A 16,104-nucleotide genomic window follows, 5' to 3' on the forward strand; every position below is an offset into this window, starting at 1 on the left:
ACAGATTAAATGTTTGTTTATTGATTCCGTGTTCCATTATATCACTATAATAGGATTAATGAAATGAAAATATCTCTATATATTACAAATCCCCGTTACACTAATTATTGAATAATCAGTAGAACGGGAATTTTGTAATAGTCTAATAAAAAAGGAAAGATGTGACGTAACATAATATAGCGGCTCCGGAAAGAGCAATTTAAAAAAAGGGGGGGATTAAATTTTGCTATATCATGTGTAGTCACATCAATCTTATCGAAACGTAGACTGCGTCTTCGATGCTCTTATTATAACACCATTGTGTAGAAATATCTACTATTATTTTGAAAAATGTTGAAAAATTTACAAGGAATGTTTCACATGAAACAATAAGTTATTAATTAAGATTATGTTTCACGTGAAACATAAAAACAGGATTGCCCCTTTAGATTAAGACAATCCTGTTTTATGTGTGTGACATATCAAGATTATAATATCATCATTTGCTCTAAAAACTTGGAAACTTCCACCCATGCCTTTTTGGACTCGGGCATAAGAGTCATACCCATTTGAAATACATGAAACATGTTCTCGTAGATGGATAAGCGTACTTTTACACCTTGTGACTTGGCTTTTTCAGCAACCAGAACAGAATCGGATAAAAGCATTTCATTTGATCCAACCTGAATCAGCATTGGAGGAAAACCAGTGAAATCTCCAAACAATGGTGAAATATATGGATCTGTCAGATCGTGATTTCCGGGATATACACTGTTATAGATCAGACTTTCATTTGTATTGCCAAAGAGAGGATCAATCTCAAAGTTTTCTGTATAGGATGATCCGCTTGCAGTCAGATCTGTCCATGGTGACATAGCTACGATTCCGGCAGGAAGAATACGGTCACGGTCTGTAAGATAATGGCAGAGAGCCATAGCCAGTCCGCCACCTGCAGAATCACCAGCAAGAATAATATGGTTTTCCGAGTATCCATGATTTAGCAGCCAATCATATGCATATAAAGCATCATTTAATGCTGCAGGATATGGATTTTCAGGAGCAACCCTATAGTCAATGGATAAGACGGATGCACCTTTTCCAAGTTCCGAATATAATCCGGCAAACATACGATACTGTGTTTTAAAAGCTCCAACATAACCACCACCATGAAGTTGCAGGACAACATATGGATTATGAGAATTTTTCCACTTTAACAGTTCCATTTTGAAGTTTTTAGTTTCAATCAATTCACTGGTAAAGTGATCGGGATATTTGTATGTTTTATCAATGTCGCTTTTGGAACGATTGTTATTTCTGATCTGCGTAAGAAGATTATTGCTGTTAAAATCAGCGACCAGTTCACATACAAGCTTTGCCTGTTTGCTCATTCCTGAAGTATCAGGAGGAGTAGAAGAACCAGAGGTTAATTTATCTAAAAGTGCCATTTAATAAAATCTCTCTTTCTAAATTTAGTTAATAGTAAGCAGTGCACAACGAAAAATAATTGCTGGCACTGCTTTTACTATAAGATAATTTGTATTTTAAGATATTTATATTTGTAGAATATTATCTGTGATGTCATTTATAAAATAATATCTATGCCTGAAATATAATTCTATACATGAAATCTACGTTTTAGTTCTGTTGTTGCAGGTCGATCTCCGAACACCAGTGTACCACCGAGCAACAGAGCACTCATAATATCTGCAATGATCATAAAGAAATCATGTTTGAAGAACTTTCCGGTAAGCATAAGTATTGTCAGGATCACACAGATAATAATGATATATACCTGTAATAAAATATAGGATTGCCAGTTTTCAGTATTAATAATCATCAATACAAGAATTGCAATGTCAAGCATTGCAATAACACAAGGTATTGCAAAGTCAATTGACCACCCGGTATATCCAAGGATATAATCAATCAATACAAGAACGGGCATGATGAAAATTGCCTGTACCAGCATTTTTTTTCGATGACTCTTATTGTGCCTGAATGAATAGATCAGTGAAAAACAGGCATATGCAAGTCCGATTCCACAAAGAGCTGACCATTTGACCTTTGAATATGTCAGGTAGTTGATCAGGATCAGGATTCCTTCTACAACAATACTGCAAAAAATTGTCAGTTTGATAACAAATCGCATACGACGCATTGCAGGTGTAATGTCCGGATACATAACAGATTTTGACTTTTCACCAGTTTCTTGACTATGGTCAAGAAAGTCTTTTTCGCTTTCCGGATCTTTCACCGGATCATATTCCAGAACTCCGTTACATAAAGGGCATGAAAGGGAGTGATCCAGAACATCTATATTACAACGTCTACATTTACTCATAATACACCCCGTTACTTTCTATCGATACATGAATCCCATCCCGAACCATCTGGCGGAAAAATTCTTTCTGTATAAATGTTTCACGAATGGCAGAGCTGAAGGTGAAGACCAGTGTATCCTTATAACTGATGACACTTCCTTTGATGAACTGTCCTTTGGACATCGACAGAACGACATGGAAGCGGTCGATATATTCCTTATATATATCATCAACGGATACAACTCCAAGGTTGGTGATCGTTGATGTATTTGCTTTTAATGAAGCTTTATAAATACGGCGCATGGCGATGCTCTTAAAGACACGCGGAACGGCACGGATAATAAAATTCACTTCATTGGAAACGTTATAGGATAACAGCTTCTCCAGATTTTCTTTATTGATCTGTTCCTTCAGACTATCTGCGATGATGTGCAGAACATCTTCAAATGTATAAGTATCCTTCTCCGGCTTGAAGTAAGCAGAGACAACGGCAAAGAAGTTCTTCGTTGTATTGGAATTAAAATATGGGCGAAGATTTACAGGAACAACGGTGCTGATCGGACGCTTGGAAGGCTGCCCTTTCAGGTATTCTTTGTAGATTGCCCATGTAAATGTTCCAAGCAGATACTGGTTGATGGTTACACCATATTTTGCTGCCGCCTGTTTGATCTCGGAAACCGGGATATAGCCGTGCAGGATAGCAAAATGATTAAAAGGCAGCTTTTCACCTTTTAAGATAACTGCTTTTTCCGTTTTATAGGAACGTTTGGCAGGTCTTATATAGTTCTTCTTGTAGCTGTCCTCGATATCCAACGAGGAATCTGCATTTAAGGTATTACCTGCTTTTTCAGCAAGTTCCGGGTATTTGTACCGGAGGTACTGATAAGTCAGTTCCTTCAGGAAAATAAGAGCACCATTTCCATCTGTTAAGACATGAAAGACTTCCAGATTGATCCGTTTCTGATAGTAGGTAACACGGAACAGATATTCATTATTTGTATAGGGATTGATATACAGACAAGGGTATGTGTCTTCTGGCATTACCCTTGGAGCAGGTCGTTCATTTGCTTCAAAGTAATACCAGAAGATCCCATTTTTTAGTTTGTGATTAAACACATCAAAAAATGGAAGAATCTTATCCAGTGCCTTTTGCAGGAGCTCTGCATCTATGTCTTCTGTCAATGTAACGGAAATACGATAAACGTTGCTTACATTTTCGCTTACAATGACAGGAAACAGGTTGGCAGTGTTATCGAGTTTATCCCATTTAATAGTCTTATTTAATCGTTTCGACATGAAAGATCACCTGATTTACATAGCTTCCGGTGCATTGATTCCGAGAAGCTCTAATGCATCGTGAAGAGTTTTCTTTGTAAGGTATGTCAGCATGACACGGGCATTCTTTACATTTTCCTCCGGTACGTTGATACGTGTGGAGTTGTAGAATTTGTTAAATGCCTGAGCAACATCGACAGCGAATCTTGCAACAACAGATGGTTCGTATTTCTCTGCTGCATCCGATACAACCTTAGGGAAACGGCTGATCTCTTTTAAGAGATTCATAGCATCCGGTTCAGAGATCGTGCTGTAATCAACCGGCTTTGCAGGATCAAAATTCTCAGCAAGTCTTACAACGCTGGAGCATCTTGCATGTGTGTATTGAACATAAGGACCGGTCTCACCGTCAAAGTTTAATACCTTATCCCAGCTAAAGGATACATCCTTGATACGCTGGTTATAAAGGTCATTGAACAGAACAGAGCCAACGCCGACGATCTTGGCAACTTCTTCCTTATCAGGAAGGTTCGGGCTCTTTTCTGAGATGATTTCAAAACTCTTTTTAATTGCATCATGCAGAATATCTTCTGCATAAATGATATTTCCGCTTCTGGTTGAAAGCTTTGCACCCTCTAAGCTTACCAGTCCATAAGGAATGTGAACCAGAGAATCCTTCGCCCAGTCATTTCCAAGAAGCTCAACTACCTTGAATACCTGTGCAAAATGCAGCTTCTGTTCCTGTCCGGTTACATATAAGCATTTTGTGAAATGATAGGTATTCTTACGATAGAAAATAGCAGCCAGATCACGGGTTGCATAGATGGAGCTTCCATCTTTCTTTGTAACGATACATGGAGCCATATCATAGTCGGACAGATCTACGATCATAGCACCTTCGCTTTCCTTTAACAGGTTCGCATTTGTCAATTGGTCAACAACTTCCTGACATTTGTCACGATAGAAGCTTTCACCGAGATAATAATCAAAATCCATACCCAGAAGGTCATAGGTACGTTTGTATTCTACAAGGCTGATGTCCTTGAACCACTGCCAGATCGAGAGTGCTTCTTCATCCCCATGCTCCATCTTGCTGAACCATGCTCTTGCTTCATCTACAAGCTCCGGATTCTGGTCTGCTTCTTCATGGAACTTTACATAGAGACGCATAAGCTCGGCAACGCCATCTTTCTCAACTGCTTCCTTTGTTCCCCAGTTTTTATATGCAACGATCAGCTTACCAAACTGTGTACCCCAGTCACCTAAGTGGTTGATACGGATTACTTTATAGCCGAGTTTGGAATAGATCTTATAGAGGGAATTACCGATGATAGTAGTTCTGAGGTGTCCAACGTGGAAGTTCTTTGCTACGTTTGGCGAGGAGTAATCGATGCAGATAACCTTGTCTGCACCTTCATCGGAACCGCCGAAGTTGTCCTTTAATGCTGATTCGATCATGGTCTGGACAAAGATATTTTTCTTTACGAAGAAGTTCAGATATGCGCCCTGAACATCGATCTTATCGAGAAAATCAATATCACCAATAGCTTCTTTGATATCGGCTGCGATCAGGTTTGGTGCTTTGTGCATAGTCTTTGCCAGTCTGAAGCAAGGAAATGCATAGTCGCCAAGCTCCTGCTTTGGTGGTATCTCAATAAAAGTTGCAATTTCTTCAGCAGTCATGCCTTCTACATGATTTGCAATCAGATTTACGATTTTTTCTTTCATAATTAAGGTTGTCCTTTCAAATTCTTTCTTATATATTAAGGAAATGTCCTTATTTTTCTTTCATTTCATAATTAAGGGGGAGAACCCATAATCTACATTATTTCAATCGGGATAGAAAAACGGATATCTGTTCCACTGATGATATCACCTTCTATCTTAAGTTGTCCATTTAACAAATAAATAATCTCCTGAATGCGGTGAAGTCCACTGTTCCATGGAGAGGTGTGACTGTAATTCTCATCAATGCCGATGCCGTTATCATTGATATGTACCGATATCTGATCACTGTAGATCTGAATGTTGATACCAACACGATTTGCATTTGCATGCTTATATACATTGTCCAGACATTCAGACAGTATACGGATCAGACTGATCGTGATAATTTCCGGAATCTCGATCGAAGCATCCGGACAGTCAATGTCAGATTCAATGACACATTCTGGATAAGCATCTTTGTATCGGAAAATGGTATCTTCTAATAAGGTTTCAATCGGTACAGTTGCATCAATGTCACCGGTAAGTCCCAAAAGGATAGCATTCAGAGAATCTTCCATGGATGCAGTTGAGTCGATGAGTTCATCAAGTGTGATCTTTGCCCGGTTGACATCCGACTTGATCAGCCATGACAGGGAATCCAGAGTATGTCTGGTTCGATCTAATTGCTCCAGAATATCGGTATGTAAGGATTGTACTAATTTATCCTGATCGTATTTTTTCAGACGAAGAATATTGAAGCCATGATTGATAACCGGAAGGTCTTCTTCAACCGGCTCTTTTTCCAATGCAACCGCTTCCTTTGTGAATTCTTCTGCCATTTCATCCAGAAAAGCATCCAGCTTTTTGGTTGCTGTATGAATGCGTGTGATCCTGCCCTTCAGCTCGTCGGCATCTGCCTGTAAGCAGTGGATCTTTGTTGTAAGAGCAGCATTAGAAGCGTTCAGCTCTTTTAATTCCTGTTCAATCTGTGCAGCTTTTTCTTCCTGCGTTGTTGTCGTTGTAGAAAATGGAGAAAAGACATTATGTCCGGCACTGTTTTTAAAGGAGTAGACCTCCAGTGTTTTCATAAGTTCATCAATTTTAATCTTTAATTCAAACTGTTCTGTTTTCAGAGCCTGGATCTGTTCCAGTTTCTCTACATACAGTTCGTTGAAGTAGTCCAGAATTTCCTGATTGGAATCCCGCACTGTTTTCAGATTTTCCGTTGTTGAAATATCCATGATATTCTCCATTCTCCTCTATATCTGTTAAGAGGTTTTGTTGTTTCTATTGTACCTTACTCGTCAAGGTCATTATCAAATGTTTCCTGAAGCTGTCGTCTGCGTTCTTCATATTGTTTTTTTCTTGCTGCCTGAAGCGCGCGTTGATGCTTTCTTGCTTTCTGTATATGGATCAGATAGGCCACAAACAATACGGCAAGAAGAAGCAGAACTGCAAGAATGATCCACAATGGATGGATCGACAGCTTCTTTTTTGCTGCAGAGGCTGCAACTGTTGCATCGGCTGCATGTTCTGTGTTATTTGATGAAATCTGTTTCCCATCCGGGTTATAGCCGGTTACGGTAAGATCTGTTGTTCCTATCATATTTCCGCCATAGGAGAGAATCAGATGCCCCACGGTATAAGTATCTCCATCTTTTACCGGTTCTTTGTTATATTCGATACTGTAAGTTAATTTCTTAATATCATCATTTTTATTAAAATTCAGTTTATAGTCCTTATCAATCTGCAATGTAATATCAGAACCGGAATCAGTCTTGTAATAGGAGTTCAAATAATCAAGCGTCTGTGATGTCTGGGTGCTGTCAAAGGTATAGTCGGCCAGAGGTGTCTGGAGACTATAATTCCGGAAGCAATACTCATAGATGGCTTTGCTGTCAGTGTAGGTATTTGCTGCACCGTTACAGTTCATCAGAACGCAGATCAGTTCGGTATCACCTTTTTTACTCCAGGTAACAAGGGTATTTAATGCATCATTTGTATAACCGGTCTTACCGCCTTCGCAGTATTCATAGTAATATTTGCTGTCGGGATTTGTCATTTTACAGTGCTGCCAGAGCTGGCGTTCTTCCTCGCAAATATTTGTCGGTCCAATGACATGATTTCTGGTACCTGTTATTTTACGAAATTCATCGTGTTTCAGACAGGCTTTGGTTATTAATGCCATGTCATAACAGGTGGTATAATGGTTCTCATCCGGAAGACCATTTGCATTTACAAAATGAGTGCCAAGCAGCCAAGCTTGACTGCACGTTCATTCATCATCTTAGCAAAATCTTCGATGCTCCCACCAGAGACAAATTCTCCGATGCCCCATGCAACTTCATTTGCGGATTCCAGCATCATACCATAGAGGGCATCCTCCATAGAGATCTGTTCACCTTCATCCAGACCGATATGGCTGCTTCCTCGATCAATGCCGAAGACGGCATCGTGTGACATTGTTACAGTATCGGTCAGCTTTGTATTTTCAATGGCAAGTAAGAAGGTCATAATCTTCGTGATACTTGCCGGGTACTGTTTATCAAAAGCGTTTTTTTGATATAGAATATTCCCAGTATTTGCGTCCAGTACGATGGCATAGTTGGACGCAAGCTCCGGTGCTTTGCCCGGTTCATCAGGGTACTCGGTTGTAACTAAGTATTCAGTTGTTCCATCCTCATCTGTGCTGTTATCTGATCCTTCGTTTGTAGAGTCATCAGATGCCGTATTCGTAACTGTACTGTCTGGAAGAAACAAATGGTCTGTTCCGGCAGCAGAGGATGACGTGCTGTCTATATAGAAAACGCTCATGGTAAATAACAGAACAGTGGACAGGATAACGACAGGAATTGCATGTCTTGTCCTGTTTTTCTTCGGGTTCTTTCTTATCTTCATGAACGGTTATTCTCCAATGCTATTTCTTTGTTCGATATGCAACCAGCCGGTTGATCGGGGTACCAAGAGCAGAAAACTTTGCTTCGTATTCTGTCATGATATTTCCTTCGTTGTATTCGGAATGGTGCAGATCATATGTGTAGTTTTCAAGTGTCCATCCTGCTTCCGGAACCTGCTCTAAGGAGAAGTCAAATAATGGACGGTTATCTGTCTTGAACATAACACGTCCGTCCGGCGCAAGGATATGATCGTAGTGTTCGAAAAAGTGAGTTGAAGTCAGACGTCTCTTGGCATGGCGATCTTTTGGCCATGGATCAGAGAAGTTCAGGTAGATATTTGCTACTTCATTCTCTGCAAAGACATTCTCGATATATTCGGCATCCATTCTTATAAAATAAAGATTGGTCATGCCTTCTTCCTGTTCACGTTTCTCGATGGCGCGCACTAGAACGCTGGAATATTTCTCGATACCGAGATAGTTGATATCCGGATTCCGTCTGGCAAGCTCCATAATAAATTGTCCTTTTCCCATACCGATCTCGATGTGGATGGGATTTGTATTTCCAAAAAATTCGCTCCATTTGCCTTTCATGCTTTCTTCGTCGTGTACGACGTATTTGTTGTCGGCGATTGTCTCTCTGGAGCCTTTTACGTTTCTAAGTCTCACGAGGGTGTTCCTCCAAAATAATCTTAATTCGCAATGCCCACCATGTGGTCAATTCGCAATGCCCACCTCGCCTGACGGCTCGGTGTAGTGCTTCGCACTATAGAATTACATATATATAGAACTCGCTGTAAGCAAGCTTCCGCTCGTTCTATATATATGTAATTCTGCATTGCTCATTGTTCCATTATATCAACATTATACTTTTAAAGTAAATAGCGGGGCTGTTTTTTTTATGTTTTTTCGTGGGTTTTGATGGTGATATCAGGAATTACCGGGAACTTATTCCGGTTTCTTCATATAATATGGTATAGGAGGCTTTTTTTGGTGGGGATGAGGTTTTTGTCCGTCAGAAGTTGGATGAAAAGCGGAGGTGTTTTTGTGAATGGGAAATCATAAATTTCAGAAAAAGGTGACTGCATGCTGTTACTGCAAAAAAGGATTTAACAAATGGTGTGTTTGTTTATACAGGGGATATGAGGAAGTGAAAAAAATTTTGAATCAGGATTGCTGCAAGAGAGAAAAGAAACCGCGCTGCTACAATAGAAGAAGGTAAAAATCAATAGGAAAAAAGTACAAAAATCTGCATAAAATCTATGCAAATAACCGATATTAAAAAAAGTTAAAATTTTTTGAAAAAAATGCTTGCATTTGGATAAACTATGTTATATAATCAATTTCGTTGTCGGCGAGATAACAAAATAAAAACGACTTCGGGCCGCTAGCTCATTTGGTAGAGCACCTGACTCTTAATCAGGGTGTGCGGGGTTCGAGCCCCCGGCGGCCCACTACAAAAGTCCTAATTTGGCAGATATTTGAAGCTGCTGGGTTGGGGCTTTTTTTCGGCTTAAGGATATATATTCTGATAAAAAGAAAACTACCGGAAACACATGGGTATATCTCTGGTTGACAGGGAAATATTTTATATGTTTCAGGTAGTTCGTTTTTTTTCTGGAATGATAACGGTTACAGAATAAAGTCCTGGATTATAGTTGATCAGACAGAAACCACCACAGGCTTCTGCAGAGTTCTTTACATTTTTCAGACCGTATCCATGTATGAAGTCCAGATTTTCAATATCTTCCGGAGGTTCTTTTCCCACAGGGAAGTGATAGGTATTTGTAATATAGATCGTAAAGGTATGTTCAACCGTTTGAATATTGATGTTAATCTCACCACCATGTTCTTCCAGACAGGCATTTAACGCATTGTCTAACAGGTTGCCAAGAATGATAGTCATATGATAATCGTCACATGGAACAAGATCATTGTCAATTTTTAGTTTGGTTGTGAGTTTGATGTTGTGGCGGACAGTCCGAAGCATCAGATTGCTTATAAAAGCATCAATGACTAGATTCCCTGTATTTACAGTACAATATCTGGCTTCCAGATCGGACATGGTTTCTCTGGCATATGGAATGATCTGATCATAATGCTTTTCATTTACACAGGTTTCAATATAGAACAGATGCTTTTTTGTATCGTGCATGAATCCACGAATGTTTTTATAGGCATCTCCAAGCTGCTGGTATTTTTGTCGCTGATAGTTTACCTGCTCGGTAAGCTGTCCTGCTTCCTGGGCAAGTGATTCAGCTTTTAAGACGCTCTGAAGCAGTATGTAGTTTACGATATTAATAATAAGCAGAAAGATGACAAGAATCAGGTAAGCATCAGGGTCGGTTTTATTCATGTGGAAAAAGGATGGCAACAGAACCAATATGCAGGATAAGGCCGGAATAAGGATCAGAAGTGCTGCATATTTTTTTGACTTTACACCGGCCTTTTTCTTTTTAATAATGTGAATGACCATGATAATCAAGATGATTAACAGATCACATATAAAAGAAATGGATGTAAATGTTATTTCAGGGAGGGTGTCGAATTGAATCGTAACATTCGTAAAATGAGCAATAATATAGTAGGCAAGTTCCTCGCAGATTGAGATTATGATGGAGTAGCTTACAATTACCAATACACGATAAATAACCCCGGAGACAAAAAAGAAAGAGAGAAGAAAGGTTCTCAGATTTGTCAGTGAGGTACGGAAAAGGGTAACCATGTTTGATACATCAGCATTAAAAGGCGCAGTTATCTTCCAGAAGATAAAATCAGATAATAAAAATGCAAGTATCAGCCAGTAAAAGTGTACTTTATCTTTTCTTTTTTCAAACATTGTCTGAAGGTATAAATATAATACGATATTATCAATTACAGAACTTAACAATGTAATGTATGTTGACATTGATTCTCTTTCCTCTATAAAAACTTAGTTTAATACATGTATGATTCGATCGGCATATAACTGCTGTAATGGACTTATCTTTCTTCTGCTGATTGGAAGTTGTTCGCCATTATCCATTAAAACATGTGTCTGCTGGATGATCTGGATATGCCCAATGTTGATCAAATATCCACGATAAGTTGAATAAAAGCTGTGTGTTGCCAGACGATTTTCCCATTCCTGAATGGTTCCTTCGCCATACAGAACTGTATCTGTCAAATGGTATTCAAGATACCGTTTTTCACCTTTCACTGCCTGAATATATAAAAGGTTATTAACAGGGATCAGGTGTTCTTCTCCGTTTGTATCGATTACAATTTTTGTTACATGTGAATGTTGATATCGACGGATGATATCAGACAGCAATTTCTCAATTCTTACATAGTTTACCGGTTTTGTAAGAAACTGAAATGGTTGTACTTCAAAGCTTTCCTGCATGTATTCAGGATAGGATGTTACAAATACAATAAATGATTCATCATATAATTCATCACGCAGATATCTTGCGATCGTCATGCCATTGATTCCGGGCATTTCGATATCGAGCAGAAGAATCTGAAATGGATGCTCACGCTGTGCCTGTAAAAGGGCTTCGCCGGATTGGAATGATTCAATTTCAAACTGAATATTATAAGATATCATATAATGTTTAATGTGTTCTGTCAGACAAGCTATATCTAATTGAGTGTCATCACAGATGCCGAGCCGAAAGGTCATAAATTCCTCCTGTTTTTCCAGATGCCAATGTATAAACTTATCACGCCTTCCATCATACAGATTGTAATCATACTCATGTAAAGTGGTTGCCTGCATATATAGAGGACAATCATAAGGATACTTATAATTATACAGGTTATGATGCATCGGTGAAATAATTTTTTTCGCTGATCTACAGATAATCGTTTGTTCTTTGTATCAACCGGTGCAACCGGGAGGATCATACCCCAGAAAATCAGATATAGAATAAGCAGTCCGACAGGTTCTATATATGGCACAAGAACCGGACCGAGAAAAACAGTCGCCAGATAAATGCCATATGAAAGCAGGGTACACCCAAGTCTTGTATTTGCATGGAAGCCTCCGGCAAAATGACGGATCGGGACAGTAACCAGAAGATAGCAAATGGTAATGCCAAATCGATGGACGAGCAGACCGAAGATAAGAACTATGATATCATATAAGAGAGACTCGATCAGATAGTCAAAGAGATAAGCATATATGGATTGTTGTTCTTTTGGTATCTGTCCGTCTTCTGTTAATATATCTGCCAGATATGTTCCGGGTTGTTTCATCAGCAAAAATCCCCCTTTTTATTAATAAAATCAGTATAACATGAAATAGTAAAAAATGTATTTTTTTAGAGTGAGTGGTCGAAATTCGGGAGTGAATGGTACAAAAATTACCGTTCACTCTCAAATTTCGACCACTCACTCCAAAATCAACAAATTTTGAAAAAGATGTGTTAATATGTAGATGCGGTTTGGGTTTTAGCCGTGATAATAAAAAGGGCAAAAAATAAGAAAGGGGGAGATGGTTATGAAGAAGACAGTAGCCAGACTGATCTGTAAGTTTGGTGCACAGCTCTGTGCTGTTGCAATGGTTATTGCACCGCTGGTATCCGATATATGCAGAAACAAGTATTATCAGCCAGAGGAACCGGAGGGCTTTGAAGTTTTTGCCAACGAGCATAGGGTTAGCTAGAGGGGCTTAAGCAGAAAGCGATTCTTCAAATAATGAAGCACGTTATATTTTCCATGTTGTTTATAATAAGAAAAATCGACTGTAAATGGAAAATATGACGTGCTTTTGTTAAATAAAAATATTGAGCGCAGAGAGGTGGATATCATGATAAAAATAGAACATTTGACAAAAAAGTATGGAGAAGGAGATTCCTGTTGTCTGGCGCTTAATGACGTTAGTGCAGATATTCAGGAAAATACATTTACAGTTATTACAGGCAAAAGTGGAAGCGGAAAAACAACATTATTAAATATGATCGGATTGATTGATAAGCCGGATTCTGGAAGCATATTGGTTGAAGACAGGAATATATTGGACTATGGTAAAAAAGACTGTTTACGATATCGTCGGGAAATGATTGGAATGGTATTCCAGTTTTTTCAGTTAATACCGGTTCTTACATGTCGGGATAATATTATGATCGCAAATGAATGTGTAAAGAAATGTAAGAAGGATTATTTTGATACATTGACAGAACAATTAGATATAAAAGATCTTTTAAATAAATATCCGGATCAGTTATCAGGTGGACAACAACAACGGATTGCAATCGCGAGGGCATTGATCAATCAACCCAGGATCATTCTGGCAGACGAACCAACCGGTAATCTGGATTCGGAGAACAGCAGACGTGTCATTGATCTGTTGAAACAGACAACAAATGAATATGGCATGACTTTGCTCATGGTGACGCATGATGCTGATATTGCAAAGCAGGCAGATCACTGTATTCATCTTGTTGACGGAAGAATCCAGCAGAATTAAGGAGGGGAAACAATATGAAGTGCCGATTGATATTTCACAATATCCTGCACAACAGGAAAAAAGCGGTTCGGGCAATTATAAGTATTTGTTTTTCTGTTATGCTTATCTTTTCCTCGATCAATGCATATATATCATTTCAGGATATGCGGCTGCAAAATGCGTATCAGACAAATGGAGAATATAATATTACTTTACATAATGTAACATATAAGGTTCGTGACTGGATATTGGAGCAGTATAAGGATCAGGCAACACTTGGTGTAGAAAAAATAGTTGCAAATGTAAATAATGAATTATGCATCGTGGATAGTGATGCAGCTTCGATCACTATGAATCATTACCAATTAGAAAAGGGCATTTTTCCCCAAAAAGAAAATGAGATTGCTATATCGGCAACAGCTAAATACAAAAATGTATATATTGCAAAACAATTTGATCTGGGAGACACAGTTACCTTCAAGGATCAGACCTATACGATTAGTGGAATTTTAAATGATTATGATTATAGTACACAGGATGTCTATAAGGTTGCGATCGTAAATGGAAGTATACGGGGAAATTTATACAACATCTATATTCATTTTAATGATCGACGGGACTATCAGCCGGGATATAAAGCAATAAAAAAATATATGGATCTGAGTTCCAAACAGATTTTTAATGGTGATACCGCCCATGGATTTATGGAAGGATACCATATGATTACAAATGGAGATCTGAATGCGATAGAGATTGACAGATCAGGCGGGCTGGAGGATACCAATATTGGACAACTCCTCATGGGTTTTATCATACTAATCATACTTACTTCACTCATTCTTGGTATTCATATTTTCCTGTCGTATATGAGTGAAAGAAGTAATCAGCAGGGAATCCTAATGAGTCTTGGATTTTCAAATAGCTATATTTTTTCGGCATATTTTCTGGAGGGTTTCATTCTGATAATTATTGGATGTGTGCTTGGACTTATACTTGGAAGATATATTACCATTTTGATCTTTAAGCTTATACAGTCATTACGAACCATCCCACTGGAACATTTCGCTCCACAGTTCCAGCCAATTTCATATATGGTCATTTGGGGAATCTGTGTATTGGATTTTATAGTTGGAATCTGTCCTGTATTAATATATCGTTCAAGAATGAAAATGATCGATATTATGAAAGGTGGAAAGAACAATTATAAGGTAAAGGATAAACGTGGATCTGAAAAAGGAAATATCATGATGCGGTATTCCATTCGGGATACCGGAGATTATGAAAAGGTATTTTCATTCCTGTCTCTTGTCTTGATCGGAATGGTAACGATGCTGGTTCTTATGGTAAATCGTTATGTATCATATCAGTTATTGTCTGAGGAAAGTCAGGATGTACAGTTTTCACTAATATCCGATGATGTCAGTCATATGGACGATTTTGAAAATCTGATACCGGGCGTTTCCTACTATGATGAGGTTTATGATACTATGGGTGAGTTTTTCATTGATCCTTCTCTTATCAATATGGACTATGCAGATGATTTGATATTTTCAGATGATGAAAAGGGTGTGTGGTGTGAGATTGTTGGTGTCAGTGAAAAACAATATAACCGAAAAATAGAGATGTCACAGGAGGTCAGCTATAATAAGTTTGTCCAATCTGGAGGAGTGATCATAATTGATAATTATAAGAATACAGAAGATTGTATTTTAAATGATATCCCGGATACACTAAAGTATGCGGGTCGTCAGGAGGAAGAAGGACCGGTATTTTCAGAGGGAGAAGTACCGGTTTTCGGAAGAAGCAGATTCTTAAACTGGAAGGATCAGAATGGAATCGCTATCATTGTTCCTGAAGAGCTGTTTAAAAAACAATTCGATTATACAAATGTACTTATTAATATAAATGTAAAGTCGGGTTATGAGTTAAAGGCAGCAGAGTTTCTGAATACACATGCACCTGTATATGAATATTCTTTCTTCGATACTTTGACAGATTATATCCGGGATCAGGATAATAAGAAAACGATTCAGGGTGGTACTTATGGAATTTTTGTAATCATTATGGTAATTAATTTCCTGGCAGTTTTATATATCCATGCACTGACATTCGTTCGACGCAGACACAACTTTGCCATCCTGAAGGCAATTGGCCGCACAGACAGCAGTATTATTTTGCCGATGCTTCTGACCAAGATTGGTCAGGGAATTGTTGTATCTATTGTAGCTGTCTTTATAGTGACACTTTTGTGCCGCTTATATTTGTCAGAAATAACAAAAAATATTGTGTTAGTTGATGGCTGGAAAAGCATAGCACTGGTGCTTGCATTTGTTCTGTTTATTCAGATAGTGGCAATTTTTATGGATGTTATTCAATTAAAAAGACAAAGAATCTTAAGGGATCTGAGAGAGGAATAAGGGAGGGTAATTATGAAAATGAAGGTAAAGATTCTTTTATGATAAGAGCTGACACGATAACAATAGAATTGTTAGGTG

The 16,104-nt window shown here is 38.4% G+C and carries 14 protein-coding genes and 1 tRNA gene; 4 read left to right on the top strand and 11 right to left on the bottom strand.

Features of this window, described 5'->3' with window-relative positions; translation table 11 throughout:
- Window positions 1–467 precede the first annotated feature (467 nt).
- The 8 genes from DW959_RS01140 to trmB form a co-directional block, all read right to left on the bottom strand.
- Window positions 468–1,424 carry an alpha/beta hydrolase gene (locus tag DW959_RS01140; protein ID WP_330584339.1) on the bottom strand — a complete coding sequence of 319 codons (957 nt, stop codon included), beginning with the start codon at window positions 1,422–1,424 and terminating at the stop codon, window positions 468–470.
- 170 nt (window positions 1,425–1,594) lie between these two features.
- Window positions 1,595–2,320: a DUF6320 domain-containing protein gene (locus tag DW959_RS01145; protein WP_117807951.1), complete on the bottom strand. Its 726-nt coding sequence runs from the start codon at window positions 2,318–2,320 to the stop codon at window positions 1,595–1,597.
- Complete coding sequence (locus DW959_RS01150) at window positions 2,313–3,596, bottom strand: hypothetical protein (RefSeq protein WP_117822442.1); 1,284 nt, start codon at window positions 3,594–3,596, stop codon at window positions 2,313–2,315. The genes DW959_RS01145 and DW959_RS01150 overlap by 8 nt, the downstream gene beginning before the upstream one ends.
- Before the next feature lie 15 nt (window positions 3,597–3,611).
- Window positions 3,612–5,303, bottom strand: coding sequence for an arginine--tRNA ligase (argS, locus tag DW959_RS01155; protein WP_117807947.1), 1,692 nt, complete (start codon window positions 5,301–5,303; stop codon window positions 3,612–3,614).
- Between the two features lie 92 nt (window positions 5,304–5,395).
- Window positions 5,396–6,523: an ATP-binding protein gene (locus DW959_RS01160; RefSeq protein WP_226801048.1), complete on the bottom strand. Its 1,128-nt coding sequence runs from the start codon at window positions 6,521–6,523 to the stop codon at window positions 5,396–5,398.
- Window positions 6,524–6,579: 56 nt separating this feature from the next.
- Window positions 6,580–7,539, bottom strand: a complete 960-nt coding sequence (locus tag DW959_RS14795; protein ID WP_118615041.1) for a D-alanyl-D-alanine carboxypeptidase — start codon at window positions 7,537–7,539, stop codon at window positions 6,580–6,582.
- Entirely contained in the window at window positions 7,518–8,180 is a 663-nt protein-coding gene (locus DW959_RS14800) for a D-alanyl-D-alanine carboxypeptidase (protein WP_118615044.1), read from the bottom strand. The genes DW959_RS14795 and DW959_RS14800 overlap by 22 nt, the downstream gene beginning before the upstream one ends.
- Before the next feature lie 19 nt (window positions 8,181–8,199).
- Window positions 8,200–8,847, bottom strand: a complete 648-nt coding sequence (trmB, locus tag DW959_RS01175; RefSeq protein ID WP_117807942.1) for a tRNA (guanosine(46)-N7)-methyltransferase TrmB — start codon at window positions 8,845–8,847, stop codon at window positions 8,200–8,202.
- A gap of 712 nt (window positions 8,848–9,559) precedes the next feature.
- Here trmB and DW959_RS01180 point away from each other — a divergent pair.
- A tRNA-Lys gene (locus tag DW959_RS01180) sits at window positions 9,560–9,632 on the top strand.
- Between the two features lie 143 nt (window positions 9,633–9,775).
- Here DW959_RS01180 and DW959_RS01185 read toward each other — a convergent pair.
- The 3 genes from DW959_RS01185 to DW959_RS01195 are packed head-to-tail and all read right to left on the bottom strand — an operon-like array spanning window position 9,776 to window position 12,417.
- Window positions 9,776–11,086, bottom strand: coding sequence for a GHKL domain-containing protein (locus DW959_RS01185; protein WP_242996056.1), 1,311 nt, complete (start codon window positions 11,084–11,086; stop codon window positions 9,776–9,778).
- A 24-nt stretch (window positions 11,087–11,110) separates the two neighbouring features.
- On the bottom strand, window positions 11,111–11,842 hold the full coding sequence (locus DW959_RS01190) for a LytTR family DNA-binding domain-containing protein (RefSeq protein ID WP_181986510.1): 732 nt from the start codon (window positions 11,840–11,842) through the stop codon (window positions 11,111–11,113).
- Window positions 11,839–12,417 (bottom strand): accessory gene regulator B family protein, encoded by a 579-nt coding sequence (locus DW959_RS01195; RefSeq protein WP_117807938.1) that lies wholly within the window; start codon window positions 12,415–12,417, stop codon window positions 11,839–11,841. The genes DW959_RS01190 and DW959_RS01195 overlap by 4 nt, the downstream gene beginning before the upstream one ends.
- A 244-nt stretch (window positions 12,418–12,661) precedes the next feature.
- On the opposite strand from DW959_RS01195, the gene DW959_RS14075 reads away from it, so the two are divergent.
- The 3 genes from DW959_RS14075 (at window position 12,662) to DW959_RS01205 (ending at window position 16,026) form a co-directional block, all read left to right on the top strand.
- Complete coding sequence (locus DW959_RS14075) at window positions 12,662–12,826, top strand: hypothetical protein (protein ID WP_181986509.1); 165 nt, start codon at window positions 12,662–12,664, stop codon at window positions 12,824–12,826.
- A 144-nt stretch (window positions 12,827–12,970) separates the two neighbouring features.
- On the top strand, window positions 12,971–13,630 hold the full coding sequence (locus DW959_RS01200; protein WP_179960553.1) for an ABC transporter ATP-binding protein: 660 nt from the start codon (window positions 12,971–12,973) through the stop codon (window positions 13,628–13,630).
- A gap of 14 nt (window positions 13,631–13,644) precedes the next feature.
- Complete coding sequence (locus tag DW959_RS01205; RefSeq protein WP_117807936.1) at window positions 13,645–16,026, top strand: ABC transporter permease; 2,382 nt, start codon at window positions 13,645–13,647, stop codon at window positions 16,024–16,026.
- Window positions 16,027–16,104: the final 78 nt, after the last annotated feature.

Origin of the sequence: Clostridium sp. AM46-21 (assembly GCF_003480025.1) — a bacterium.
GTDB lineage: Bacteria > Bacillota > Clostridia > Lachnospirales > Lachnospiraceae > Coprococcus > Coprococcus ammoniilyticus.

Excerpts from the sequence above, each read along its gene's own strand:
- DW959_RS01140 (WP_330584339.1), bottom strand. The coding sequence starts at position 1,424 with ATGGCACTTTTAGATAAATTAACCTCTGGTTCTTCTACTCCTCCTGAT.
- DW959_RS01145 (WP_117807951.1), bottom strand. The coding sequence starts at position 2,320 with ATGAGTAAATGTAGACGTTGTAATATAGATGTTCTGGATCACTCCCTT.
- DW959_RS01150 (WP_117822442.1), bottom strand. The coding sequence starts at position 3,596 with ATGTCGAAACGATTAAATAAGACTATTAAATGGGATAAACTCGATAAC.
- argS (WP_117807947.1), bottom strand. The coding sequence starts at position 5,303 with ATGAAAGAAAAAATCGTAAATCTGATTGCAAATCATGTAGAAGGCATG.
- DW959_RS01160 (WP_226801048.1), bottom strand. The coding sequence starts at position 6,523 with ATGGATATTTCAACAACGGAAAATCTGAAAACAGTGCGGGATTCCAAT.
- DW959_RS14800 (WP_118615044.1), bottom strand. The coding sequence starts at position 8,180 with ATGAAGATAAGAAAGAACCCGAAGAAAAACAGGACAAGACATGCAATT.
- DW959_RS01185 (WP_242996056.1), bottom strand. The coding sequence starts at position 11,086 with ATGTCAACATACATTACATTGTTAAGTTCTGTAATTGATAATATCGTA.
- DW959_RS01190 (WP_181986510.1), bottom strand. The coding sequence starts at position 11,842 with ATGACCTTTCGGCTCGGCATCTGTGATGACACTCAATTAGATATAGCT.
- DW959_RS01195 (WP_117807938.1), bottom strand. The coding sequence starts at position 12,417 with ATGAAACAACCCGGAACATATCTGGCAGATATATTAACAGAAGACGGA.
- DW959_RS14075 (WP_181986509.1), top strand. The coding sequence starts at position 12,662 with ATGAAGAAGACAGTAGCCAGACTGATCTGTAAGTTTGGTGCACAGCTC.
- DW959_RS01200 (WP_179960553.1), top strand. The coding sequence starts at position 12,971 with ATGATAAAAATAGAACATTTGACAAAAAAGTATGGAGAAGGAGATTCC.
- DW959_RS01205 (WP_117807936.1), top strand. The coding sequence starts at position 13,645 with ATGAAGTGCCGATTGATATTTCACAATATCCTGCACAACAGGAAAAAA.